Source organism: Pseudomonas sp. TH08, from assembly GCF_016651275.1.
Classification (GTDB): domain Bacteria; phylum Pseudomonadota; class Gammaproteobacteria; order Pseudomonadales; family Pseudomonadaceae; genus Aquipseudomonas.
The window spans coordinates 243,004-268,448 of record NZ_JAEKEE010000004.1 but is presented as its reverse complement, the minus strand read 5'-3'; the positions used below and the strand labels follow the sequence as shown (position 1 = coordinate 268,448).

Sequence of the window (25,445 nt, the reverse complement as noted above, 5' to 3'; positions counted from 1 at the left end):
AGCCATGAGCACAGCCAACGCAATTCATCGGCCGGGGGTGTACGACTTGCCGCGCGACGGCCACACCGTGTTTCGCTGGGAGCACCCGCCGCAGCGAGAGAGCGTTGAGCAGGAAAGGTTGCAGCGCAAACAGAGCCTCGCAATCGCGTTCCGGGTGTTTGCCCTGCAAGGGTTTGATATGGGCGGCGCCGGGCACATCACGGTGCGCGACCCTGGGCGACCGGATCACTTTTGGGTCAACCCGGTGGGCGTGTATTTCGGTCATTTGCGGGTGTCGGATTTGTTGCTGGTCAACCCTAACGGTGAAATCCTCGAAGGCGAGGGCGCGTTGAACCTGGCCGCGTTCGCCATCCATGCCGCGCTGCATGAAGCCCGCCCGCAGGTGATCGCCGCGGCGCATGCACATTCGTTGTACGGCAAGGCCTGGTCGAGTCTGGGACGCTTGCTGGACCCGCTGACCCAGGACGCCTGTGCCTTTTATGAAAAGCACGCACTGTTCGACAATTTTTCCGGGGTGGTGCTGGACACCAGCGAGGGCGCGCGCATTGCCCAGACCCTTGGCGAACACAACGCGTTGATCCTGCAAAATCATGGCCTGCTAACCGTTGGCCAAACCGTCGAAGCGGCCGTCTGGCGTTTTATCGCGATGGACAACGCCGCACGCACGCAACTGCTCGCCGAAGCGGCGGGTTCACCACGGCTTATCCCGCATGACGTTGCACGACACACGGCCAGGCAGGTCGGTACTGAATTTGGCGGCTGGTTCAGCTTCCAGCCGTTTCGCGAACGGATTTTGCGCGCAGAACCGGATGTTCTGACTTAAGGAGTTGCACCATGCACCGTCGACGTTTTCTCGAACTTTCGGCGCTGGCCGGCCTCGGCGCATTCAGCGTCGGCCTGCCACGCTTCGGCCTGGCCGCCAACGACTTGCGTGGGGTCACGCTGAACGTGGCGACCTACAAAGGCGCGGCTCCGACATTCTTCGCCGAAGCGGGAATCGAGCCTGCGCCTTACACCGTCAAATACGCCGAGTTCACGGGCGGCAACCTGAGTTTCGAGGCCTTGGTCAGCGGCACTCTGGACATCTCGCCAATGAGTGAGATACCGCCGATATTCGGGATCAAGAATCACGCGCCGGTGAAGCTCATTGCGGTGTTGACCGGTGACGTCAACAACCAGGCGTTCATCGTGCCCAAAGGCTCTGACGTGCAGTCGATCGCGCAACTCAAGGGCAAGCGAATCGGCTACATCCGCTCGACCAGTTCACACTATTTTTTGCTTAAAGCGCTGAAGGAGCAGGGCCTGACGTTCAATGACATCGTGCCCATGGCGCTGACACCGCAAGACGGTTTTGCCGCGTTTCAGAACGGCGCGCTGGATGCCTGGGTCAGTTTTGGCTACTTCATTCAGCTCGCCGAGCAACGCACCGGCGCCCGTGTCTTGAAAACCGGTCAGGGCTATCTGTCCGGCAATTACGTGATCGCCGCCAATCAGAACAGCATTGCCGACCCGCTCAAACATCAGGCGATTACCGATTACATCCTGCGCGAGTACCGTGCCTGGCAATGGATTGCGGCGCATCCCGAAGAGTGGGCAACCAAGAGTGCGAAGATCCTTGGCATGCCACGGGAAGTGTTCCTGGCCCAGTACCGTGCCCAGAGTGGCCCGCGTCTGCTGCAACCGGTGGATGATGCGGCGGTGAAATCCCAGCAGGATGTCGCCGATCTGTTTTTCGAGGCCGGGGTGTTGCCGCAGCAGCTCGACGTATCCGGTTTGTGGGACCGCAGTTTTCACTGGAGCTGACCCCGCATTTCCATATCCGACACTTGCCAGGGAGGGCATGCATGCTCACTTCTTTTGCGCGCTGCTGTGCAGTGCTGTTGTGCCTGATCAGCGCTTTCACCGACGCCGGGGAAACCGTCACGCAACTTCACCAGCGCCTCACCGTCCTCGACAGCCACCTCGACACTCCGATGCAACTGGCGCGTCCGGATTGGGACATCACCCAGCGGCACAGCTTCGACACCGACCTGTCCCAAGTGGACTTGCCGCGCATGAAGGAGGGCGGGCTGGACGGTGGCTTCTGGGCGATATTCACCCCGCAGGGCCCGCTTACCGCCGAAGGCCGGACACTGGCCAGCGAACATGGCCTGGCGGTGATCACGCGCATTCGCGACATGGTTGCGGCGCATCCCAAGGATTTTGCCTTGGCGTTGCGCGCCGAAGACGTACCGGCCATCGTCGCGCGCCAGCAGCGGGTGGTGTTTATCAGCATGGAAAACGCCGAGCCGCTGGCGGCTGATCCGCAACGATTGCAGACTTATTACCGACTGGGGTTGCGCATGCTCGGACTGGTGCATGCGGCCAACAACGATTTCGCCGATTCAGCCACCGCGTTGCCGCAATGGCACGGCTTGAGCCCGGCCGGTCGAGCGCTGGTGGCGGAGGCCAACCGGCGGGGGATTTTGCTCGACGTCTCGCACGCCTCGGATCAGGTGTTCGATCAAGTGCTGGAGCTGTCCAGTGCCCCGATCATTGCTTCGCACAGCAGCAGTCGGGCGATCACGGCGCACCCACGCAACCTCGACGACCAGCGCTTGCGCCGGTTGGCGGCGAAGGGCGGCGTGGTGCAGGTCAACAGCTTTCCCAGTGATTTGATCAACCGCGAGCCCAACCCCGAGCGCGACAAGGCGCTGGGCCCGCTGTACCGCGAGTTTCGCCTGGCGGCGAGTCTCAGCCCGGCCGAGGTGGCGGACCTGGCAGCGCGTATCCACGAGGTCGAAAACCGCTACCCGCAGCCGCAAGCGAACCTGGATGATTTCATCAGGCACCTGCTGCATATCCTGCAAGTCGTCGGCGCGGATCACGTCGGGATCGGTGCCGACTGGGACGGTGGCGGCGGGGTGCAAGGCTTGAGTGATGTGTCGCAGTTGCCACGGATTACCGAGCGCTTGCTGGCGGCGGGTTACACCGAAAGTGATGTGGCGAAGATCTGGGGCGGAAATTTGCTGCGGGTGCTGAGCGAGGCGCAGCGCGCACATTGATCGGCTTGGATCGACTGACGATGTGACTATGCAATCGCCGCAGAATCACCTCTGGTGAATATGATACAAATTAATATTTGCATATGCTTAAAATGTATTTCTCTTATTAAAGAGCGCCCCCTAGGATGGCTTCGCATAGACCCAAGTGACTGAACAAGTCTCTGGGCTATAACCGAATGCACTATCTATCCGCCAGGCAGGGAGCGCTTGAATGCCGTTGACCAGAAGACAATTGATCGCCCGCGTGGCTGCCGTCGGCGGCCTTCAGGCGGCCTCTGCGGTGATGGGCATGCTCGGTGTGACCGACACGGCGCAGGCCGCTGCGGAGAACTATGCCGCGTTGCCCACCGCCCGTGTGGGGCACGGTGTCAGCGTGGTGGTGATCGGTGCCGGCATCGGTGGTCTGGTCAGCGCCTATGAACTGCAAAAGGCCGGTTTCAACGTCACGCTGCTGGAGGCCCGAGATCGGGTCGGCGGGCGCAACTGGACGGTACGCGGGGGTGATCGTGTCGAGTACACCGACGGCAGCGTGCAGGTCGCGGACTTCGACAACGGCTTCTACCTCAACGCCGGCCCCGGCCGTCTGCCTAGCCATCATCAGTTGATGCTCGGCTATTGCCGCGAGCTTGGGGTGGAGCTGGAAGTGTTGGTCAACACCAGCCGCAACGCACTGGTGCGGCCCGACCTGAATCAACCGGCGATCCAGATTCGCCAGGCCGTGAACGACAGCCGTGGGCACTTCTCCGAGCTGCTGGCAAAAGCGGTCAATCGCCACGCGCTGGATCAGGAACTCAGCCTCGAAGACCGCAGCAACCTGCTGAGTTTCCTCAAGACCTGGGGCGACCTCTCGGACAAACTCGAGTACGTCGGTTCTGCTCGCTCCGGGTACAAGGTATGGCCGGGCGCCGGAGACCAACTCGCACAGAAAAAAGACCCGCTGCCATTGCAGACGTTGCTCAACCCGGCGTTGACCACCGCGTTGATGATTGATGAGTACCCGGAATTTTCGCCGACCATGTTTCAGCCGGTGGGTGGTATGGACCGCATTCCCAAGGCATTCGCGCGGCACCTGAAAGCAGCGCTGCGCCTGAACGCCGAAGTGCGCTCGATCACTAATCACGCGGATTTCGTCGAGGTCGCTTATCTGGACCGACGCAGTGGCCACGAACAGAAAATCCGCGCTGATTACCTGATCAGCGCATTGCCGCTGCCACTGCTGGCGAAGATCGACAGCAACCTCGCTGCACCGGTCCGCCAAGCCATCGCCACCGTGCAATTCGGCTACGCCAACAAAGTCGCCTGGCAGTCGCGGCGCTTCTGGGAAAGCGACTATCAGATTTACGGCGGTCTATCGTTTATCAATCAGGAAGCGTCGGGCCTGTGGTACCCCAGCGGGGGTTTCAACCAAGCGCAAGGGGTGTTGGTGGCGGCTTACAACAATGGCGAAACGGCACGAAAGTTCGGCGAAAAAAGCCTTGATCAGCAGATCGCGATTTCCCGTCAGGCCGTTGAATTGCTGCACCCCGGCCACGGCCATGAATTGCGCAAACCCCTGGCTATTGCCTGGGCGAAAATTCCGTACAACCTCGGTCCGTGGATCAATCACGAAGTGGCCGAACCCGATTACAGCTTGCTCAACCAGCCACAGGGTCGGGTGTACCTGACCAGTGACGGCCTGGCGCACAGCGGCGTGGGGATCTGGCAGGAAGCGGCGGCCGGCGCGGCGCGGCGTGTGGTGCGCAATCTTTTCGAGCGGGCGCAAAGCTCGCCTATCAAGCAAACGGCCTGAAAAAGCCGCGCTTTCATTCAAACAGCCACACACGATTTGCCAGGTAGCGGACCTCCGAGGCTGGCATTAAATAACCTTGGAGTGTCTTTGCATGTCTTTGAAAAAAACCTTGTTGGGGATGGGGATCCTCTTTGCGGCCAGCAACACCTTGGCCGCTTCGATTTCGCGGGTGCCGTCGACGTACCCTAACTCGCCGATTCTGCAATCGGTGACTCTCGCTGCGAATACCGAAGTCACGTATCTCTCGGGCCTGCTGCCCGATCCGGTCGATCCCAAAGCCCCGAAAGATCAGGTGCGTGCCGTCGGCAATACCGAAGCGCAGACCCGCGTGGTGCTGCGCAAGGTCGAGAGCATTCTGGCGAGCCAGGGTTTGAAACTGGCCGACGTGGTGCAACTGCGGATCTATCTGGTGGGCGACCCGGCGTTGGGCGGCAAGCTGGATTTCGACGGGCTGCAAGTGGCCTTCCGCGAGTTTTTCGGTACCGAACAACAACCTTTGAAACCCGCGCGAACCACCGTGCAAGTGGCCGGGCTGGTATTGCCAGGTGCCCTGATCGAAGTCGAAACCGTTGCCGCCAGGTCGCACTGAGCGCCGTCAGAAAAGGATCTTTGTCATGCGTTCAATTTTGCATAAAACCCTGTTCGGTGCGGCGCCTTTGAGCTTCGGCCTGTTCGGCATGGTGGTGCCCCCCGAACTGTTCGCCGCCGATGAAACCCTGGGCACCGTGGTGGTTACCGGGGTTCGCGGCAGTCAGCCGCGCACTGTCACCAACAGCCCGGCGCCGATCGATGTGATCGACAGTGAGCAACTGCGCACTATCGGCCAGAACGGCCTGAAAGAAATGCTCGGGCGCCTGCTGCCCTCGTTCAACGTCCCGACCATCAACGGCGGCGGTACTGCGTTCCTGGTGCGCGGGGTGAGCATGCGTGGCCTCAGCGGTGATCAGGTGCTGGTCCTGATCAACGGCAAGCGTCGCCACAACTCGGCACTGATCAACAACGGCGCCCGCGTCGGCAACGCCTCGGTGCCGGTGGACCTGGACCTGATTCCGACGGCGTCCATCGAGCGCATTGAAGTGCTGCGTGACGGCGCGGCGGCGCAGTACGGCTCCGATGCCATTGCCGGGGTGATCAACATCATCCTCAAGCGCAATGCCGAAGGCCTGACGTCCGACACCAGCGTCGGCCAGTACTACGACGGCGATGGCACCACCGGCCATGAAGCGTTCAACTGGGGTTCTGCACTGGGCGAAAACGGCGGCTTTTTCAACCTGTCGTGGGACGGCAAACTGCAAGAGCCTTACGAGCGCTCCAGCGCTGCCACCGGCCAGTTGTATTTCAATCAGCCGAACGGCACGCCCGACCCGCGTGAAAGCAATCGCCAAGGCTGGGGTACCGAGTACGGGCTTGGCCGCGATCGCACCACCAGCGTCGCCTATAACGCCGAGTTGCCGTTGCAGGATGATCTGAAGCTGTATTCGTTTTCGACCCTGAGCTACCGCAACAGCAACAAGGACCTGGGCCACCGCAAACCCACCGACATCACCAGCCTCAACGGCGTGCCGGATGCGCCGTACCCCAATGGCGGGCAGGCGCGACGGGAGATCCACGAGGTGGACTTTCAGGTGGCCGGTGGCGCCAAGGGCGCGCTGGGCAACTGGGATTGGGATCTGTCGAGTACCTACGGCAAGGATCGCGCGGTGCTCGACACCGACAACAACCTGAACATTTCCAACGGCCCTTACGGCCAGCACGACTTTCACCTGGGCAATCTGATTTTCGATCAGTGGACCAACAACCTCGATTTCACCCAAGCGCTGGATATCGGCTGGAGCAGCCCGCTAGAGACCTCGTTCGGCGTCGAATATCGATGGGAGAAGTACGCGCTGGAGGAGGGCGAGCCGAACTCCTACAACTACGGCAGTTATGTGCCGGCAGTCGGGCGATTCGCCGGCGTGCGTCCAGACCCGGGCCTGTTTTCGGTAAACGGCACAACACCGGATGACGCCTATGACTTGCAGCGTCACAGCGAAGCGGCCTATCTGGACTTCGGTCTGAACATCACGCCCAACTGGTACGTGGGTGCGGCCGGGCGCTATGAAAAGTACAACTTGGGCGTGGGCGACACCACCAGCGGCAAGCTGACCACGCGTTACGAGTTCCTGCCGGGTTACGCAGTGCGGGCCGCGGTCAGCAATGGCTTCCGCGCACCGTCGCTGGCGCAAAGTGTGTTCTCCACCACCAGCACCGTGACCCAGTTCGGCGCCAACGGCACCACCAGTTCAGTGCGCACCAAGCAAATGCGTCCGGATTCGGCCGAAGCGATTGCCCTGGGCGCCAAAGACCTGGAACCGGAAACCTCGCGTAACTACAGCCTGGGCTTTACGGCGGAGCCTGCCGAACGCCTGCGTTTTACCGCTGACTTTTACCTGATCGATATCGACAAACGCATTCTGCAGACCGGTTTGCTGCAAGGAACCGCCGTCTCGCAGATCCTCGTCGAAAACGGACTGGCACCGAACCTCGCCGGGCAGTATTACACCAACGCCGCCGACACCCGCACCAAAGGCGTGGACCTGGTGGCCGATTACAGCCAGTCGTTTGGTGAGTACGGCACGGCGAAATGGAGCATCGCCTACAACCACAACAAAACCACGATCCGTGACCTGGCCGACACCCCGGCAGCCCTGTCGCGGCTGGGTTCCAGCTACCTGTTGTTCGACCGCCAGCAACAGATCGACCTGACCAAGTCGACGCCCAAAGACAAGTGGATTCTGTCGACCAACTACAAGGTTGGCGACTGGACCACCAACCTGCAACTGACGCGGTTCGGCGAGTACACCGAAGGCTCGAACATCCCGGCCAACGATCGCACTTACAGCGCCAAGTGGATCACCGATATCGACGTGGCCTACGACGTCACCAAGAACCTCACCGTGGCGTTGGGCGCCAACAACCTGTTCGATGAATACCCGGACAAGATCGGCCTCAAGGCCTGGGCCGGCACCTACGAATACGGGATGTTCTCGCCGTACGGTCTAGGCGGCGGGTATTACTACAGCCGCGTCAGCCTGGCGTTCTGACCGATGAGCCAACGCACATCTGCTGGCAACGAACGTTTCACCGACGATGTTGGCGGCGCCAGCCCAATCCGTGGGCGCCGGCTTGCAGGAGATAAGGCCCGTAACGCGGTTGCAAAATTCGGCGGGCTGTTGACGCTGCTGCTCATTATTTCGGGCTTGAGCACTCCGGTCGTGGCCGACGACACCTTGCGTGTGTCCAGCCAAAAGCAGTCGCTGAAAATCTTGCTGCAAGCGGCCGGTGAGCTGGAGAATCTGCCTTACCCGATCGAGTTCGCCTCGTTCGCCGCCGCCGCGCCTACCGCCGAAGCATTGGCGGCCGGCGCGGTGGACTTCGGTAGCCTCGGGGACGCGCCGTTCGTGTTTGCGGCGGCCGCCGGAGCGCCGATCAAAACCGTCGGAGTGATCAAGGTCAACGTGACGCAAACCGCGGTGGCGATTGTGGTCAATCAGAACTCGCCGCTGACGGACGCCGCGAGCCTGAAGGGCCAGCGCATTACCACCACCCGTGGCTCCATCGGGCATTTCATGGCGTTGGCGGCGCTGCGTTCGGCGGGGCTGCACGGCCGTGATGCGCAGTTCATTTTTTTGCAACCCGGCGAGTCCCGCAGCTTGCTGGCCAACGGTCAGGCAGACGCCTGGTCGACCTGGGATCCTTACACCAGCATGGTGCAAATGGAAGGAGGCACGCGGGTGCTGGTCAGTGGCGAAGGGCTGTTTGCCGGGCATATGTTGTTGGTCGCCAATGACAACGCCATCCGTGACAAATCCCTGCAAATTCGTGACCTGCTCAAACGGCTTGATCGCGCCTATGCCTGGGCTAATCAGCATCAGGAGGCGTTCTCGAAAATCCAGGCGGGCTACAGCGGTTTGCCGGTGGAAATCCACGAACGCTCCAATCGCTTCGCCGTACCGCACCGTATTCCGGTTGCGCCAGCGGTCGTAGAAGACGTGCAACACACCGCCGATCTTTATCGAGAGGAGGGCATTATCCAGAACTCATTTAATGCGCCGGCTTACTTTGATGAGCAATTTAACGACGTGACAAATTGATGACTGTTTGAAGGAGGGTGATCAATTAGAGAGCTCGAACAATGTGCGTTACTTAGTTTAATTATCAGTATTTTTAATAATCTTTGACACGTTCTGTCAATGGTCTGTGCAAGGTTCTATTTGCCTGATTTTTGATACATTTTTTAGTTGGGTGGTTAGAGATAAACGATATTTCACAAGCCTCAGGCAATTACCTAAGGTTGCCTTGAAATAATTTGAAAGATTTGCCCGGTCTGTCCCGTCGTTACTTCCAGGGAATGAGGAAGCTTGAATGTTTACAGTCATTACTGCCGACCAACTTGAAGCACGGCATATTCTTGATGTCGTGGAAAAACGCTCTTACGGCGTGCAACTAAAAGGCTTTTGTCCACCGGACACCTTGCAGGTCGCACGCGATCATTTATTCCGCCCCGAATTACGCAGCGCTTTTACCGAGCAGCAGGAATTTGTCCGGATCGGCAAGGCCTACATCGAAATCCAGGATGAGCAGAGCCGTGCCGACTATCACGCTCAGGCCCACGCCAACATCCGCCGGATTCGCAACTTGTTCCGGCCACTGGCTTCACCGATCGACGAACTGCGTTTGCTGCTCGATGAAGTCTGGCCCCACGGAGCGCACCTGCTGCAAGTGGATGGGCAAAAATGCTTCGTCGGCATCGCGCGCTTCCAGGGCAGCGGCGTCGACCTGACGCCACACACTGACAACCTGGAACGCAATGCCCCTCAAGGGCACCACCCGAAATTGCTCACGCAGTTATCGACCAACATCTATCTGGAAATCCCCGAGGACGGTGGCGAACTCGAGATCTGGGGCATCGAGCCGGACGAGGAGGAATACCAGCGCCTGCGTGGCGACCGCGCCTACGGCATCGAGCGGCATTTGCTACCGCCACCGGACTTTGTGATCAAGCCCGAGCCTGGCGACCTGATCCTGCTCAACCCGCGGCTGATCCATGCGGTGCGCCCTTCAGCGAGCAGCACTCGCGTGACACTCGGCGTCTTTATCGGTTTTTACGGCGAACACCAGCCTTTGGCCTACTGGAGCTAACTCATGAGCAACGCACAGGAAATCAACCTCAAGGCCTATTTCAACAAGGGTGGCGAAGAGCACGAATTTGAAGGTAAGCGGGTGGTGTTGGCGGTCAGCGTTGGCCAGGAGTATCACGAGGACCAAAAGCTGCGTTCGACCATCCACCTGATCAATCAGTCGGGCTTCAGCCACGTCAAAGTCGTGGTCGCCGACACCTTGCAGCGCCATAACAAGCACGGCAAATCCCCCGGCGAAGCGTTGTCGGCATCCATCCGCGACGGCGACGCCTGGCTGGCACGCAATCAGCAGATTCTCGACGGTTTGCGCGTGCCCTATCACATCACCCGCTGGAACCAGGAACTGGCAAGCGACCAATACGCCGAACTGCGCCAGCAACTCAATGTGATCTACCACGAGCGTCATGAGTTGCGCGACGCGATCGAAAGCACCATCGCGGTGTTTACCGACCGTTTGCGATTGCGTGACGAACACGCCGACATCACGCGTGCCGCCAACCAGTGCCGCGAATACATCCTCGAAGAAATCCCGATCATTTTGCCGCTATGGGCCGCCGAGGGTTACGACTACGTGCTGTATCCGCAGCAGATGACCGCCGCGATGGCCACCAGCCGTGATCTGCTGATCGAGCCTCACAGCCCGGACCGTGTGCGCTGGTTGCCGTTGAAATTCAAGAAACGCGGGATCCCGATTCCCTTCACGCTGCCTGGGGTAATTCACCCGAACTGGTCGAGTGGCGCGATCGCGATTTGAAGACAACGGCGGAGCGAGTGCGCTCCTGCCGCATTGCATCACCGTACCGCTGTTTTTATTCAATTGAACAAGGAGTTTCCATGAGCGTTTTTGCGCAACAGCAACGCAAATGGTGGGCATTGCTCGGAGTGAGCATTGCCAGTTTTCTGGGCTGCGTCGATTTCACCATCGTCAACACCGCACTGCCGGCGTTGCAGCAGGATCTGGGGGCGGACGTCGACAGTTTGCAGTGGGTTATCAACGGTTTCATTCTGGCGCTGTCGAGTTTTATGGTGCTGGTCGGGCGGCTGGCGGATGTGCATGGGCGCAAACGCGTGCTGTTCATCGGCCTGAGCGTGTTTGGCCTGGCTTCGTTGGCGGCCGGCCTGGTCGGCAACATCGACCAGTTGATCGCCGCGCGCATCGTGCAAGGCCTGGCGTGCGCGGTGCTCTATACCGCGTCCGGCGCCATTGTTTCCAGCACGTTCGACAGCGCCGAGCAAGGCAAGGCATTTGGTGTGCTGTTCGGCGTCAATGGCGTCGGGCTGGCCATCGGGCCGGTGTTGGGCGGAGTGATTACCAGTGTGTTCGGCTGGCAATGGATCTTCCTGATCAACGTGCCGTTGGTGCTGCTCAGCCTGGCGATTTGCAGCGTCAGCGTCGATGAGTCCCGGGCTGAACAGACAGGCGCCCGGCTTGATTGGCTGGGAGCGATTTTGCTGCTGGTCGGGCTGCCAAGCCTGGTGCTGGTGATCGTGCAAGGCGCAGCGTGGGGTTGGCGTTCGCCGTTTACGCTGGGCTTGATCAGTCTGGCGGTGCTGGCGCTCTGGGCGTTCATCGAGGTGGAAAAACGTGTCGCGGCGCCGATCATCGACTTGCGGTTATTCGCCAACCGGCGCTTCGTGGCCGCGGTGACCGCCAGTTTCGGTTTGGCGCTGTTTTACTGCGTGGCGTTTTTTGTCATGCCGCTTTACCTGGCGTTGATTCGCGGCGAAAACGTTCAGGCCAGCGGTCTGTTGCTGTTGCCGACCACACTTGGGGTCGCGGTATTGTCACCGCTTGTGGGGCGGTTGGTGGATCGCAAGGGGCCGGCGTTGCTGATCAAGACCGGGTTACTGCTGTTTGTGGTGTCGGCGTTGTTGCAGGCTGGCTTTGATCGCCAGACGTCTCTGGCCTATGTCCTGGCCGCGTTCGTGGTCATGGGCCTGGGCTGGGCGAGCATTCTCGGGCCGTCGACGGTGTTGGGAATTTCTTCGGTGCCGCAACAGGTTGGCTCGGTAGCCATGGGGTCGCTGATGACGCTGCACAACGTGGGTGGCGGTCTCGGGTTGGCGCTCGGCGTGGGGATCTATCATCACTTTTCCGCACTGCCGCTGGATGATGTGCAGGGCGCATTCCTCAATGGCTATCGTGCGGTGATGGTGTTTCTAGCGGTGGCCAGTCTCAGTGTCTGGGCCTCGGTGGCGTGGTTGCTGCGCAGCGCAAAAACGGCGCAGGCAATCGCCGAAGAAGGGCCGGGGCATGGCTGAACGTCCGGGGCAAATACGCCTTGGGGCTTTTCTGTCCGGCTCCGGCGCGCACGGTGGCAGTTGGCGTCACCCACAGGCGGATGCCGATGCTTCGCTGAATTTTCAGCGCTATCGGCACTACGCGCAAACGCTGGAACGAGGCTGCTTCGATGCGTTGTTTCTCAATGACAATGTTGCGGTGGGCAACCTCGATCCGCGGGTGCTCAGCCGCACGTCTTACAGCCTGCGCTGGGACCCGTTGACGCTACTGCCGGCGCTAGCGGTGTTGACCGAACACATCGGTTTGATCGCCACGGTCAATACGTCGTACAACGAGCCTTACAACGTCGCGCGCAAGTTCGCTTCACTCGATCACCTGAGCGGTGGTCGAGCGGGGTGGAACCTGGTAACCGGTTTGATTGGCAGCGAAAATTTCAATCATGCCCAGCCCTTGGCGCACGCTGATCGTTATGCCCGGGCCGAAGAGTTTTTCGACGTGGTAACCGGGCTCTGGGACAGCTGGGCCGATGATGCGTTTGTGCGTGACAAGGTCACAGGCACCTGGCTCGATACCGAGAAGATGCACGTGCTTGAACATCACGGCCGACACTTCCAGGTTCGCGGTCCGTTGAACGCGCCGCGCCCCCTGCAAGGTTGGCCGCTGATCGCTCAGGCCGGTTCATCTGGCCCGGGTCGAGAGCTGGCGGCGCGCAGCGCTGAACTGGTGTTCACCGCCCAGCAAACCCTGGAGGAGGGCAAAGCATTTTACGCCGGCCTCAAGGAGCGTTTGCCGCGCTACGGGCGAGGCATCGAGCAACTGAAGATCTTTCCGGGCATTGCGCCGACCGTCGGCCGAACCCTCAACGAGGCCGAAGAAAAGTACCAACAGTTGCAAGAACTACTCGACCCCGAAGTGATGCTCAAGGGCTTGTCCTGGCTGCTAGACCTTGGCATTGATCTGTCGGCATTGCCAATGCACGCCGTAGTGCCGTTGCCGGAACATCTCGCACCGACGCAACGGCACCAGAGCCGGCAGCAACTGGTGGTCGAACTGATCCGTCGCGAGCGTCCGACAGTCGCGCAACTGCTGCGCAGCCTGTCGGCCAGTGGACATAAGGTTCAGGTCGGCACGCCGGCGCAGATCGTCGACGAACTGGCCACCTGGTATGAAGAATATGCAGCGGATGGCTTCAATGTGCTGTTCACTCATCTGCCGGGCGCCATCGATGATTTTGTTGATCTGGTGGTGCCTGAATTGCAACGGCGCGGGCTATTTCGCACGCAGTACGAAGGCCGCAGCCTGCGAGAAAATCTCGGGCTGCAACGGGTGGAAAATCGCTTCTTCGGGAGCGGGAAAAATGGCTAAACCGGTAATGCCACTGAGCGATGGTCTGCCGCGCGACCTCGGTCAGTTATTCGTAGAGGGGCAGGGGGCAGGGGGCTTCATCCCCTCAACCAACGTGCCGATTTTCAGCTGGGGGACGTAGTCAGGCCAATCTCGATGTCGCCAAGAGTCAACACTTCCCTTGAAGTCGCCACTACCAGAAGGCTATTCAGGGCTCGCTCAGTGTTGAAGGCCGAATTGGCGGAAAAGCGTTGATAATGTGGCCAGAACGCTTTAATCCATGGTCGAGTAACAGCTTTCAATATTGCTGTTTACTCTGGCGATCAGCGATTATCGAATATGCACCGGAAACATCAGAAAAGGCCGGCACAGATTTGCTTTTCTATAACTCTACTAAATAGCCGTTTAGTCGAGCTAACACGAAATTAGAAGCATATTCGACGGAGAAGGCACCATGATTGAGTTTAGCGCCAAGGCTGAAGCCGTCATTGGAGCGTTGAATCTTGAACCTCACCTTGAAGGTGGTTATTTCCGTAGAACCTATCAGGCAGATCATCGCGACCCACTCGAAACCCCCAGCGGCCCACGGTATCTGATGACCTCGATTTACTATCTTCTGGATCGGCAATCACCGGTGGGCCAGTTTCATTTCAATCGATCCGACATCTTGCATTATTTCCACATAGGCGACGCCATTGAGTACAGCCTGATCCATGCGGATGGTTCGTTACAGACATTAGTGATGGGCAGCGACATTTTGGCAGGACAGCTTTTGCAATTACATGTACCGGGTGGAATCTGGAAAGCTTCACGGTTGCTCGACGGCGAGAACGGATTTGGGCTGATCAGCGAAGCCGTTTCGCCAGGATTTGATTTTGCCGATATGGAAATGGCTGATCGGCAGAAACTCACGCGGCAATTTCCACAGCATCGAACGCTGATTGAAAAGCTGACGCGTGGTGAGGGTTGAGCGGCATCGAAATCAAGGAAACGCCGTAGCTCGGATTCAGGTCGATTCTGTAGGTTGAAATCCACTAGGCAAACGGGCTAATCCAGAAACATATTGTTACGTGTAATGTATATTATGTTAAATCATGTATTACGCTACGCACGCTCATAGCAACGTCTGTCTCCACTCCGATAATCACCGAAGTACTTTATAGATCTCTGAAACCACCTGCATCGTCGCCTCTTCGATGGTTCCTTCATTACGGCACAACACCCAGCCGTGATCCGCAACCGCCTGTTCGAACATCTCGGTACACGCGACATGCTCGGCGTGCTTCTGGATCACGGTGCCGCCCAGTCCTCGCGATCGTGCCGTCGCCCTCGCCCATGAAATATCCGGTGCAGTGATGACCCCGACATGCAGATCCGGTACTCGCACGTCGCGCTCCATGTTCAATTGCAGAATCTCTGCAAACGGCACGGTGTGGCGAAATGCGGCATCCGACGGATACCATCGATCAATCAGAATAATGCTGTTCGGCGGTTGTTTAGGCAGCACGTGTTGGGAGATCCAGCTTCGGCTATCGGCAAAACGCTGACACACAGCCCATTCGAGTTCCGGGGAAGGATTTCTGGCGAGCTGGTTAACGAGGGCCATGGTTTCAGCCCTGAAGGGATCGCTTTTTCTCTCGCAGAGCCGGATGACTTTCTGGTTGTCAGCTCTCAGGGCTGCCGTCACGGCTTCCAACAGTGTGGTTTTGCCGGTGCCTTTGGGCCCATCCAGAGAAATAAACAGCGAGGGATTCATTCTTCACACAACGGTAGATATACAGTTTATGGCTCTGCAGGTTCGCTGGAACCGCTTGGTGCAATTGCGCGAAAACAGACATGGATGAACACTCTAACCTCATTTTTGGAATTCCATCAGCACATCCACTTTCGGCTTACACTCCGTTCCCAAAGTGGCTTTACGCTGATAGGCGTTCGGATCCAGGCGCCCACCCTCCTCCAGTCAATCTCGACAACGTGTTGGCCAAGATGAGATCAGACCTGGTCACGCTATTCGCGTACGTTTACGACTTCCAGGCTCGACCGGTACCGCCGCTCCGGCACGGTCTATTTCCCAAGCATCACGCGGTTCATCCAGGTCGCGATTAAGTGTTTCTGGAGTCTTGAATGTGCTGTAAAGCGTGATCAGTGTGAGTAGCGTCAAGTAGCAGGCAATCGGCAGCCAGGCGCCGATACCGGCGTTGGTGTCGCCGTCATGGCTCGCCACCACCAAAGCAATGATTCCGGCCCCGATCATTGGCGCAATGCCACCGGCGATCACTGCCGATGCTTCCCGAGCGATGGATACACCCATGTAACGATGGCGTGAGCCGAACAACTCAGGCAACAACACCGCCTGGGTACCGAACATCCCCCAGGTGCCGATGCCCAATGCAATCGAGATGGCAATAATGCTCGCCACGACATTGCCAAGGCTGAGTATCCACCACACCGGGAACGCCAACGCCAATTGCACCAGCGCGAACGCCCGATACACCACGACTCGACCAAAACGATCGCTGAGCTTGCCCGCAATCGGTACGGTCAGTGCGCCGAGGCTGGCCGCGCAGATCAGGGTCAGCACACCCACCGGTCCTTGCAGACCGACCACGCCAACGATGTAGCTCACCGCCAGTGCCTGGTAAATTGATGAACCGCCGTTTTCTCCCAGGCGCAGCCCGATGCCGATCAGCAAGGTGGGTTTGGAGTGTTTCATTGCGCTTTTCAGCGGATTTTCGCAGACGCGCTTGAGCGCCTTGAGGCGGATGAAGGTCGGTGATTCCTTGAGCGACAGGCGCATGTACAAGCCCAATGCAACGATCACCACGCTGCTGAAAAACGGCACACGCCACAGCCCGCTTTCGATCACGTTGTCATTGCCGCTGACCACCAGGAAATACACCAGCGCTGCGAGGATGGTGCCCAATTGGATGCCGAGAAATGGCAGCGCCGCATAGAAACCACGCCGGCCCTCGGGGGCATATTCGGTCATCATCACGGCGGCACCGGCCTGTTCGGCACCCGCGCCCAAACCTTGGAGCAGACGCAGGATCACCAGCAGCACCGGTGCCAGGTAGCCGACTTGATGAAAGGTTGGCAACGCACCAATCAGCGTGCTGGAAATACCCATCAGCAGCACCGTCGACGCCAACACGAACTTGCGCCCGACGCGATCACCGATCATGCCGAACAGTACCCCGCCCAGCGGCCGTATCGCGAATCCCAAAAAGTAGGTACCGAAACTGGCAATCAGGCTCATGGCGCGGGTCTGCTCAGGAAAGAACAGTGGCCCGAAAATCAGCGCCGACGCCAGGGTGTAAAGCGCAAAGTCGTAGTATTCAAGTGCGCTGCCCAGAGAGCAGGCCCATGCCGCGCGGTGAAGATCTTTCTTGTGCACTTGTACTGCTTCGGGCGAGGCAATGTTGGCTACTGAATGATCGTCAGTCATGGAGTCTCTCCAGGTGCCTTTACGGCATCTTGTTATTGAAAGGTCGTTGGATTGCTTACAGTTTCAACCGCTGTATTTCCTTGAGCATGGCCTGCTCCATGATGTCGATGGGCGCTTCTTTGCCGGTGTACAACTCGATTTGCCGACAGGCCTGGTGCACCAACATGCGGGTGCCGGGCACGGTGCGGCACCCCAGCGTTTTGGCCTGCAACAGCAACGCGGTCTGCACCGGCATGAACGCCACATCCATGACGATCAGGTGACGGGCCAGTCGGCCGTCCAGCGGGTTGCTGTTTGGTTGTTTGAAGCCAACGGAGGTGGCATTGATGACGATATCGAAAGCCTCGGCCGTGAACGCCTCGACGCTGCCGCCCCAGCGGGCACCCAGATCCTCGGCCAGGATGGCCCCACTTTCGGCACTGCGGTTGAATACCGTGACCTCGGCCGCCGCCTGTAGACAACCGTAAACCACCGCACGAGCAGCGCCGCCGGCACCGATCACAGCAATGCGTTTGCCTTGTAGTTCGGTGACCTCCTCCAAGGCCCGTATCGCGCCCAGGTAGTCGGTGTTATAGCCGGTCAATACGCCGTCAATATTGTTGATGGTGTTGACCGCACCAATCACTTGGGCCGAGTCGTCGATCTTGTCCAGGCAAGGCATTACTGCAGTTTTGTAGGGCATGGAAACGTTCATGCCGCGCACGCCCAAAGCGCGGATGGCCGCCACAGCGGCAACCGGATCTTCGACGCCAAAACAGACAAAGGTGTAGTCAAGGCCCAAGGCTGCGTAAGCGGCATTGTGGATCTTTGCCGAGAGTGAAAACGGCGAGCCCATGATTGAGCCACAGAGGGTTGGCAGGGATTGAGGCATCGTGGAGTCCTTTGCGAAAGTTAGACGACGCTGGTCAAGCCACCATCGACGAAAAGGGTCTGACCGTTAACGAAGTCGGACGCTGATGAGGCGAGGAAAACGGCCGCGCCGCACAGTTCCTCTACCCTGCCCCAGCGCCCTGCGGGGGTGCGCTGTACCAGCCATTCGGAGAACGCCGGATCGTCGACCAGTGCCTGGTTCAGTTCGGTTTGGAAATAGCCGGGGGCCAGGGCGTTGATCTGAAGACCATGGCCTGCCCAATCAGCACACATGCCACGCGTGAGCATGCGCACGGCGCCCTTGCTGGCGGCGTAAGGTGCGATGGAGCGTCGGGCCAATTCGCTTTGCACCGAGCCGATGTTGATAATCTTGCCGCGCCGGCGCGCGATCATGTGACGGGCCACAGCCCTGGACACATTGAATACACCGTCAAGGTTGGTGCCCATCAGCCTGTGCCAATCTTCGGCACTTACATCTTCGAGTGGCTGACGATGCTGCAACCCGGCGTTGTTGATCAGAATGTCTATGGGGCCCAAGTGGTTTTCCAGTGCATCAACCGCCGATGCGACGGCTTGATGGTCGGTCACGTCGAACACCGAGTATTCCGCCTCCAGGCCTTCATCGCGCAAGAGCGCGCAGGCGCCTTGAGCGCGTTTGTCATCGCGGCCATTAATCACCACTTGAGCACCCGCTTGTGCCAACCCTCGAGCCAGGGCCAGGCCAATACCGCGCACCGAGCCGGTGATCAGCGCCCTGCGCCCGTTCAGACGAAAACTGTCGATCATGCGCATCTCCCTACCCTTCACAAGCTGGCAATGGCCCCACTTTCGACCGCTATCGCGCTGACGTGCCAATCGTTTATGGTGATGTCGTGATCACTGATCGTGATCACCAAACCTGCGTCTTATCGGGAGTAAAGAGTGGAACTCAAGCATCTGCGGGCTTTTGCGACCTTGGCTGAAGAGCTGCACTTTGGCCGTGCGGCGGCGCGCCTGCACATTGTCCAGCCGGCCTTGAGTGCGCAGATACGTGCTCTGGAAGAAGATGTCGGCGCGCAGTTATTCGAGCGTGATCGGCACCGAGTCGAGTTGACCGAGGAGGGAATGCTGTTTCTGCCCGAGGCCCTGGCGACCCTGCGTCAGGCCGGGCGCGCCCGGGAGGTGTTGCAGCAAGCGGCGGCCGGAGAGGTAGGGATATTGCGCTTGGCATTTGTGTCGTCAACGTTGTCGCACTTGTTGCCATTGCTCGTGCGTACGCTGGAAGAGCGCTACCCGCGTATCGAACTGGAGCTCAAGGACATGCCCTCGTTACCGCAGGCGCGGGCCTTGATGGACAATGCCCTGGATTTTGGCCTGGTACGTCTTCCACTGAATGTGCCTGGCGTACACACGCGCATGCTGTTCGAAGAATCACTGGTGGTTGCGCTGCCGCAAGACCATCCGCTGTGCATCTTGCGTCGTATAAAGCCTCAGGATTTGGTCGGGTGTCCGGTACTGGTGCTGGCGCGCAAGTTCGCTCCCGGCTTGTATGACCAGATGCTGGCAGGTTTTCACCGACGCAAAGTGACCCTGACAATCGCCCGGGAAATGGGCGAATTCACGACCCAACTGGCGCTGGTGGCCGCGGGCTTAGGCATCGGCATCTTGCCCAGCGGCGCTGCGTCGGCACTGCCCGTCGGTGTCGTGACTCGACCACTCACGTTGCCCATGAGCGGCGCTGGCATCGGCGTGGCCTGGCTCGGCCTGGAAACCCCGCGCAAACGTGCGCTAATGATGGTGCTGGACGAACTTTATCCAGCGTCGAGTTCTCAGCTTACCTAGCGTTGCAGGTGAGGATCGAGTTTGAATCTTCACGATTACAACGACGACAATACAAGGCTCTGAGCAAGGATGCCTGACGGCAAATACGCTAGAATGCCGGCCTACCTCGCACAGGCGAATATCCCATGCACGCAGCGCGCCTCTCCAATTCCTATACCGTCCTGGCCATCGACGACGATCCGCAGTCGCTGATCGTACTGTCAAAGACGCTGACCACTGAATACGAAGTGCTGCTGGCCAAGAACAGCGAACGCGGTATCGAGCTGGCTCATAGTTCCAGGCCTGACCTGATCATTCTCGATATCACCATGCCAGGCATGGACGGTTTCCAGGTGCTCAGTGAGTTGAAAAACCATCCGGCCACGGCGACCATTCCGGTGATTTTCCTGACCTCGCGCAGCAGCATCGAGGACGAACGTCTTGGCTTGCTGCTGGGCGCTGCGGACTACATCGCCAAGCCGATCTCGCCGCCAGTCGTGTTGGCCCGGGTGGCGGCGCAATTGGGGTACCGGGACAAACCGCTGCATAGCCCGCAACCGGCCGCCGAGCCGTCAGCGGGCAGCAATATGCGTGACGGTTTTATCTGTGCACTGGCGCTGCAGCTGGCGCAAAACCCACACATTCGCCTGGATGCGCTCCTCGATACCCTGACAATCCTGCTCGACAACAGCGTCGTCGAAAGCGACCCGGCGGAGTTTCGCAGCGCTGCCTGCCTGGCGTTGGTCGGCCTCAATCAGCCGTATGCCAGTCTCTCCCAGGCGCTCGTCAACAGCCGGCTGCTGATTGAGGAAATACTCAACCATGTCGACCCGGAAGACCGTCTGCTCAACCTGGCCTGGAGCATCAGCCACGCCAGCGCTCTGCTCGATAGTCGGGCAAGCGCTAAAGATCTTGAGTCCACGCCACTGTCGACACGCCTGTTCACCCTGGCCCTGACCTATCACTTGGCGTTTCTGCAACCCGGCATCGATCTACCTCAACGGCATGCCCACGCCTTCAGACAGATGCTCGACCACCAGGAACTGATGTCATGCCTGCCCAGTGACCAGCAGGCACTGTCAGCAGCGATGCTCACCGCCTCCTCTAACTTTCCCGGCCTCTGAGCAAACAGCGAGTATTCACTATGGCCAACCTGGAAGATCTAGAGCTGTTTGTACTCATCGCCGAGTTGGAAGGCCTGTCGGCTGCTGCTCGTGCCATGTCCATCACCCCCGCCGCTGCCAGCATGGCGCTCAAGCGTCTGGAAAACCGCCTGGGCGTGCGCTTGTTTACCCGCTCCACCCGCACCATGAAACTCACCTCCGAGGGCGCACGCTATCTGGAAAGCGCGCAGCATGCGCTGAAGATCCTGGCCATGGGCAAGCGCTCGTTGACTCATGATGACGGCATGCTCGAACTCACCGTGTCTTCAGACCTGGGGCGCCATCTGTTGCTCGACCTGCTGGCCCAACTGAAGCAGGAGAAGCCGAAACTGCACATCAAGCTGTCTCTGAGCGACAAGGAAGAAGACCTGCTCAAAGGAAAGTTCGACGCAGCCTTGCGCTTTGGCCGCAGCCTGTCTTTGGATCTGGTGGAACTGCCGGTACTCAAACACCACCATTTCATTGTCTGTGCCGCCCCGGCTTATCTGGCCGCAAACCCGGCACCCGTCACACCGGCGCAACTTGGTGAACACGACTGCATCATCAGCCATAGCATCGGCCGCCCGGAATCGCGCTGGCGCTTCCATGCCCAGGGCGAGGTCGAAGAGGTGCGGGTGCAGGGACTCTTTCACTGCGACGATGGCGACGCTGCCCGCCGTTGGGCCCTGGCCGGCCATGGTGTGATCTATCTGCCGCTGTTGACTGTCGCCGACGACTTGGCCGCCGGCCGCCTGCTGCCATTGTTGGGCGGCTGGCTGGGGGATCCGGCCCCGCTGAACCTGGTGGTGTCGCACCGTTCGCAGATCTGCGAACCATTGCGGGCCCTGCACCGTCGACTGGTGCAAGTGTGTGAGGAGCGTGTGGCGGCCTGTCAGGCGCTCCTCACTGCAAGCGGTCGGTGATCGACTGGCGGTAGTGCACCAGTAGCGCGTGGGCCTGGGCAAACTCCAGGTCATAGATCAGTTCCTGGATAACCCGCAAACCGGCGCCGTCGTCTTGCTGACACAGGCGGTCGATCAGGCTCAGGGCTTCAGCATTGTCCTCCACCAGCAAACGAGCGAGTCGATCCAGTTGCAGATCTTTTTCGTCATTTGTCAGAGGCGGACTGACAGCCGTTGGGGGCACCGCCTGGGCCGTAAAATCGGCAAGATCAGCCAGCACCGGCCGTAGACAGTCAGCCAAGTGGTGAATCAACGACGCAGTATCATCCTCGCGCGTGCAGCCTTCTTCCAGCAATCCTGCAGCCTCTTGCAGCGCCGTCGCCCCGATATGCCCGGCACACCCCTCAGACTGTGGGCCAGACGGCCGATGGTGGTCGTGTCCAAAGCTTCATGAGCAAGCCAGAGATGCTCAAGCAGTTGCTGATTATCCGCATAAAAAATCCGTAGCAGATGCGCGTAGAGCGCTTCGTCCTGATTGACCACCGCAAGGCCAAGGGCGGTGTTGATCGAGGAGCCGTCGAGGGCCAGCAATGACTCCGGTCGGGATATTATTGCCGCCGACGGTGACTCAATGACCGACGGCAGCACCTGCAATTCCTGCGTTTTGATCCAGCACGCCAGAGTCCGGTAGAAAGCCTTGATCTCCAGCGGCTTGGTAATGCAATCGTTCATTCCGGCAGATAAGGCTCGGCCCTTCACATCCGCCAGGATGTTGGCCGTGACCGCGATGATCGGCAGCCGCTGCAAATGAGCATGAAGGCGAATCTGCCTGGCCGTTTCGTAGCCGTCCATGACGGGAAGCTGGCAGTCCATCAGCACGGCATCGAACTGTGCGTCGCGCATCAAGAGGTTAAGCGCTTCTTCTCCACTCTCCGTCATCACCACATGGACCTTGGCGTGTTGCAGTAACCCGTCCACCACCTCCTGGTTCAACAGGTTGTCCTCCACCACGAGGATTCGCGTACCGGCTAATAGCTGCGCATAGTCGCAGGTGGACATTCCCGAATCAGCGAGCGTGGTAACACCACCGGTATTAACCGCACAGCAAACGGGTCTGGGCGTCAGTTCTTTGGTCGACGCAGGGTGCGCCAACTTCAACTGGGCCGTGAACTTGAACTCACTGCCATGCCCCTCGATGCTGTTGACCCAGATATCGCCCTGCATCAGACGCACAATGCGCCTGGAAATCGTCAACCCCAGCCCCGTTCCGCCGTACCGTCTGCTGATGGACGGGTCGGCCTGGACAAAGGCGCTGAACAAGCGGATGCGCTGCTCCTCACTCATGCCCACGCCTGTGTCGGCGACGCTGAAGCACAGCATCGCGGTGTCGCTCCATTGGCTCAGTTGGCGCACACCGAGGGTCACATGCCCGACGTCAGTGAACTTGATCGAGTTGTCCACCAGATTGATCAGCACCTGAGTGAGGCGAAACGGGTCGCCAATATAGACACGACTCAAGTGTGAAGGGATATCCAGCCGCAGCTCGATGTTCCGCTCACGGGCGCGCTGGCTCACGAGGCCGAGCACATCCTGAACCATCTCAGGAAGATCGAAGCTGACCTGTTCGATACTTAACTTGCCGGCCTCGATCTTGGACAGGTCCAGCACGCTGTTGACGACACTCACCAACCCCTTGGCCGCACGGTCCATCTTTTCGATGCATTGTCGTTGCGCCCTCTCCAACGGCATATCCAGGACCAGATGCGCCATGCCGATGATGGCATTCAACGGCGTGCGGATTTCATGGGACATGTTGTCGAGAAACTCGGACTTGGCTTGCGTCGCCAGCTCCGCCTCCTGGCGTGACTGCTGTACTTGCGCCTCCACGGCCTTGCGCTCGCTGATATCGAAAATAACCCCGTCCAGGTACTGCGGTGAGCCATCGCTCTGGATGATCTGGCCCTTGTCATAGACCCAACGCACTTCGTTGCTGGCCATAATGATCCGGTATTCGAGGATATAGCTGGTGCTGTCCAGGCTGCGGTTGAAAATCTCCAGGTCATCGGGGTGAACGATATCCCGATAGGCATGCCCGGACTGGAAATGGTGCGCGGGGTAGCCGCTGAGCGTTTCTATGGCATCGCTGAGAAATACCATCTCGCGCTCACGACTGGGCAGACTGCGAAACACGACGCCGGGAATGTTCGCAATCATCGACTGCAGCTTGGTCTGACTGTCCACGATGGATCGCTGCACTTCGATTGCCTTGGTGATGTCCTGCAGCACCCCGGTCACACGAATGGCCTCGCCCCGAGCGTCGCGTTCCATGACCTTGCCGATGTCCAGTACCCATAACCAGCGCCCGCTCTTGTGGCGCATCCGGTATTCGGCGCGATACTCGCCGACGCGATGATTGAGGTGGTCCATCAGCTTCGTCATGGCCGGTTCCCGGTCTTCGGGATGAACCAGGCAGGTCCAGCGTTCCAGACCATTGCCGAATGTCCGATCAAGCTCCGCCTGACTGTAGCCGAGCATCCGCATCCAGACATCGTTGTTGATAATGGTGCCCAGGCTGACATTCCAGTCCCACAAGCCCAACGCGCCACTTTGCAGCGCCAGATCCAGGCGCCGCTCACTCTGTTCGATACGTTGCATATCACGCTTGTGTTGCACAGCATCGGTCAGCCGCCGCAGGCCGGCCCACAACATCAGAAATAACAACAGCGCACTGGCGCCTTCGATCAACAGAAACTGGCCTTCGGAAAGGACTGCATCCAGGCTGTCCAGGCTGATCACGGCCCAGGAACCATTCGGGTCGTTCCAGTCGAAACTGGCCCGGGACACGGCGTAACGCTGCCCCTCGAATGACACCACCGGTTGCCCGACATCGAACGGCAGCCGTTCAGGTACGCCGTTGGTGAATGGGTAGTTGCCAAATTGCTGGCGCACATCACCGGTAAATGTCTCAGGTGCCCACGACCGGTCAGACTTGAGCAAGAGCGAAGAAAGATTGGAGGACAGCACGACCCCACCAGGCGAGAGAATCATCTGTAGATGGTGGCGGGTGGTTTTATTCAGCTCAGCGTCCAGAATCCGCGCATCAAAACCCGCCACCACCACGCCGATAGCTTTTTCCTGGCTGGTGCTGGAGGCATACACCGGCGCCGCCATGTAAAACATGCGCTGGCCCAGTGTGCGACTGATGGCACCGTAGACAGTCGGTTTGCCCTGCATCGCGGTCTTGAAATAGGGGCGAAAGCCTATGTTCAACCCTTCCACCGAACGCCCAAGGCTATCGTACGCCGCCACGATCACACCCTGCTGATTGACGACATAGGCATGACCTGCGCCAACCACCATGGCGAGGCTTTTCAATGGGGTGGCGGCCTCTACTTTCAAAGCGGTCGAAGGCGCAGGCTCGCTGATCACCTGTTTAAGCGACTGCGCATGCCGCCCGAGCATCGACAGTGCGCCAATGGCGAAGCCGTCAGCGTTCCAGGCGCCAAGGCGCGCGGCATAGTCCTCAGTCATGGCCTGGGTATCGATCCGGTAACGCTGCTCGGCCTGTGCGCGGTAGAGATTGCCCAGCAGCAGCCCTCCACCGACGGAAAGGATCACGCCCAATGCGTAGCAAAACACTTTATGGCGATCAAAGAACGTCATTAATCTATGCAACATCGGATCCCC

21 protein-coding genes are annotated in these 25,445 nt (G+C 59.3%); 15 read left to right on the top strand and 6 right to left on the bottom strand.

Going from position 1 to position 25,445, the window contains the following annotated elements; translation table 11 throughout:
- Window positions 1–4: 4 nt before the first annotated feature.
- From JFT91_RS18365 to JFT91_RS18310, 12 genes are all read left to right on the top strand, one after another.
- Window positions 5–823, top strand: a complete 819-nt coding sequence (locus JFT91_RS18365) for a class II aldolase/adducin family protein (protein WP_201203653.1) — start codon at window positions 5–7, stop codon at window positions 821–823.
- Window positions 824–834: 11 nt separating this feature from the next.
- The gene (locus JFT91_RS18360) at window positions 835–1,803 is read left to right on the top strand and encodes an ABC transporter substrate-binding protein (RefSeq protein ID WP_201203652.1); all 969 of its coding nucleotides are present in this window, start codon (window positions 835–837) and stop codon (window positions 1,801–1,803) included.
- A 41-nt stretch (window positions 1,804–1,844) separates the two neighbouring features.
- On the top strand, window positions 1,845–3,044 hold the full coding sequence (locus JFT91_RS18355; RefSeq protein ID WP_201203651.1) for a dipeptidase: 1,200 nt from the start codon (window positions 1,845–1,847) through the stop codon (window positions 3,042–3,044).
- Between the two features lie 211 nt (window positions 3,045–3,255).
- Complete coding sequence (locus JFT91_RS18350; protein ID WP_201203650.1) at window positions 3,256–4,833, top strand: flavin monoamine oxidase family protein; 1,578 nt, start codon at window positions 3,256–3,258, stop codon at window positions 4,831–4,833.
- 91 nt (window positions 4,834–4,924) lie between these two features.
- Window positions 4,925–5,422 (top strand): RidA family protein, encoded by a 498-nt coding sequence (locus JFT91_RS18345; protein WP_201203649.1) that lies wholly within the window; start codon window positions 4,925–4,927, stop codon window positions 5,420–5,422.
- A 25-nt stretch (window positions 5,423–5,447) separates the two neighbouring features.
- Entirely contained in the window at window positions 5,448–7,916 is a 2,469-nt protein-coding gene (locus JFT91_RS18340) for a TonB-dependent receptor plug domain-containing protein (protein ID WP_201233408.1), read from the top strand.
- A gap of 3 nt (window positions 7,917–7,919) precedes the next feature.
- Window positions 7,920–8,966: an aliphatic sulfonate ABC transporter substrate-binding protein gene (locus JFT91_RS18335; protein ID WP_201233407.1), complete on the top strand. Its 1,047-nt coding sequence runs from the start codon at window positions 7,920–7,922 to the stop codon at window positions 8,964–8,966.
- Between the two features lie 271 nt (window positions 8,967–9,237).
- Window positions 9,238–10,014 carry a 2OG-Fe(II) oxygenase family protein gene (locus tag JFT91_RS18330; protein ID WP_201203648.1) on the top strand — a complete coding sequence of 259 codons (777 nt, stop codon included), beginning with the start codon at window positions 9,238–9,240 and terminating at the stop codon, window positions 10,012–10,014.
- A gap of 3 nt (window positions 10,015–10,017) precedes the next feature.
- Entirely contained in the window at window positions 10,018–10,767 is a 750-nt protein-coding gene (locus JFT91_RS18325) for a tRNA-dependent cyclodipeptide synthase (protein ID WP_201203646.1), read from the top strand.
- Window positions 10,768–10,847: 80 nt separating this feature from the next.
- The gene (locus tag JFT91_RS18320; protein ID WP_201203640.1) at window positions 10,848–12,275 is read left to right on the top strand and encodes an MFS transporter; all 1,428 of its coding nucleotides are present in this window, start codon (window positions 10,848–10,850) and stop codon (window positions 12,273–12,275) included.
- A complete protein-coding gene (locus tag JFT91_RS18315; protein WP_201203639.1) occupies window positions 12,268–13,620 on the top strand; it encodes an LLM class flavin-dependent oxidoreductase in 1,353 nt (450 codons plus the stop codon). The genes JFT91_RS18320 and JFT91_RS18315 overlap by 8 nt, the downstream gene beginning before the upstream one ends.
- Before the next feature lie 433 nt (window positions 13,621–14,053).
- Window positions 14,054–14,569 carry a cupin domain-containing protein gene (locus JFT91_RS18310; protein ID WP_201233406.1) on the top strand — a complete coding sequence of 172 codons (516 nt, stop codon included), beginning with the start codon at window positions 14,054–14,056 and terminating at the stop codon, window positions 14,567–14,569.
- A gap of 174 nt (window positions 14,570–14,743) precedes the next feature.
- Here JFT91_RS18310 and JFT91_RS18305 read toward each other — a convergent pair whose 3' ends face one another.
- From JFT91_RS18305 to JFT91_RS18290, 4 genes are all read right to left on the bottom strand, one after another.
- Window positions 14,744–15,355 carry a dTMP kinase gene (locus JFT91_RS18305; RefSeq protein WP_201203630.1) on the bottom strand — a complete coding sequence of 204 codons (612 nt, stop codon included), beginning with the start codon at window positions 15,353–15,355 and terminating at the stop codon, window positions 14,744–14,746.
- A 246-nt stretch (window positions 15,356–15,601) separates the two neighbouring features.
- Complete coding sequence (locus JFT91_RS18300; RefSeq protein WP_201233405.1) at window positions 15,602–17,044, bottom strand: MFS transporter; 1,443 nt, start codon at window positions 17,042–17,044, stop codon at window positions 15,602–15,604.
- Between the two features lie 55 nt (window positions 17,045–17,099).
- Entirely contained in the window at window positions 17,100–17,915 is an 816-nt protein-coding gene (aroE, locus tag JFT91_RS18295; RefSeq protein ID WP_201203637.1) for a shikimate dehydrogenase, read from the bottom strand.
- A gap of 20 nt (window positions 17,916–17,935) precedes the next feature.
- Window positions 17,936–18,700 carry an SDR family oxidoreductase gene (locus JFT91_RS18290; protein ID WP_201225786.1) on the bottom strand — a complete coding sequence of 255 codons (765 nt, stop codon included), beginning with the start codon at window positions 18,698–18,700 and terminating at the stop codon, window positions 17,936–17,938.
- A 135-nt stretch (window positions 18,701–18,835) separates the two neighbouring features.
- Here JFT91_RS18290 and JFT91_RS18285 point away from each other — a divergent pair, with 135 nt between their 5' ends.
- From JFT91_RS18285 to JFT91_RS18275, 3 genes are all read left to right on the top strand, one after another.
- Window positions 18,836–19,735 carry a LysR substrate-binding domain-containing protein gene (locus JFT91_RS18285; protein ID WP_201233404.1) on the top strand — a complete coding sequence of 300 codons (900 nt, stop codon included), beginning with the start codon at window positions 18,836–18,838 and terminating at the stop codon, window positions 19,733–19,735.
- 125 nt (window positions 19,736–19,860) lie between these two features.
- The gene (locus JFT91_RS18280; protein WP_201233403.1) at window positions 19,861–20,838 is read left to right on the top strand and encodes a response regulator; all 978 of its coding nucleotides are present in this window, start codon (window positions 19,861–19,863) and stop codon (window positions 20,836–20,838) included.
- A gap of 20 nt (window positions 20,839–20,858) precedes the next feature.
- Window positions 20,859–21,779, top strand: a complete 921-nt coding sequence (locus JFT91_RS18275) for a LysR family transcriptional regulator (protein ID WP_201233402.1) — start codon at window positions 20,859–20,861, stop codon at window positions 21,777–21,779.
- Here JFT91_RS18275 and JFT91_RS29700 read toward each other — a convergent pair.
- On the bottom strand, window positions 21,760–22,059 hold the full coding sequence (locus tag JFT91_RS29700) for a hypothetical protein (protein ID WP_242489312.1): 300 nt from the start codon (window positions 22,057–22,059) through the stop codon (window positions 21,760–21,762). The genes JFT91_RS18275 and JFT91_RS29700 overlap by 20 nt on opposite strands.
- Before the next feature lie 8 nt (window positions 22,060–22,067).
- On the bottom strand, window positions 22,068–25,436 hold the full coding sequence (locus JFT91_RS18270) for a PAS domain-containing protein (protein WP_242489311.1): 3,369 nt from the start codon (window positions 25,434–25,436) through the stop codon (window positions 22,068–22,070).
- Between the last annotated feature and the right edge of the window lie 9 nt (window positions 25,437–25,445).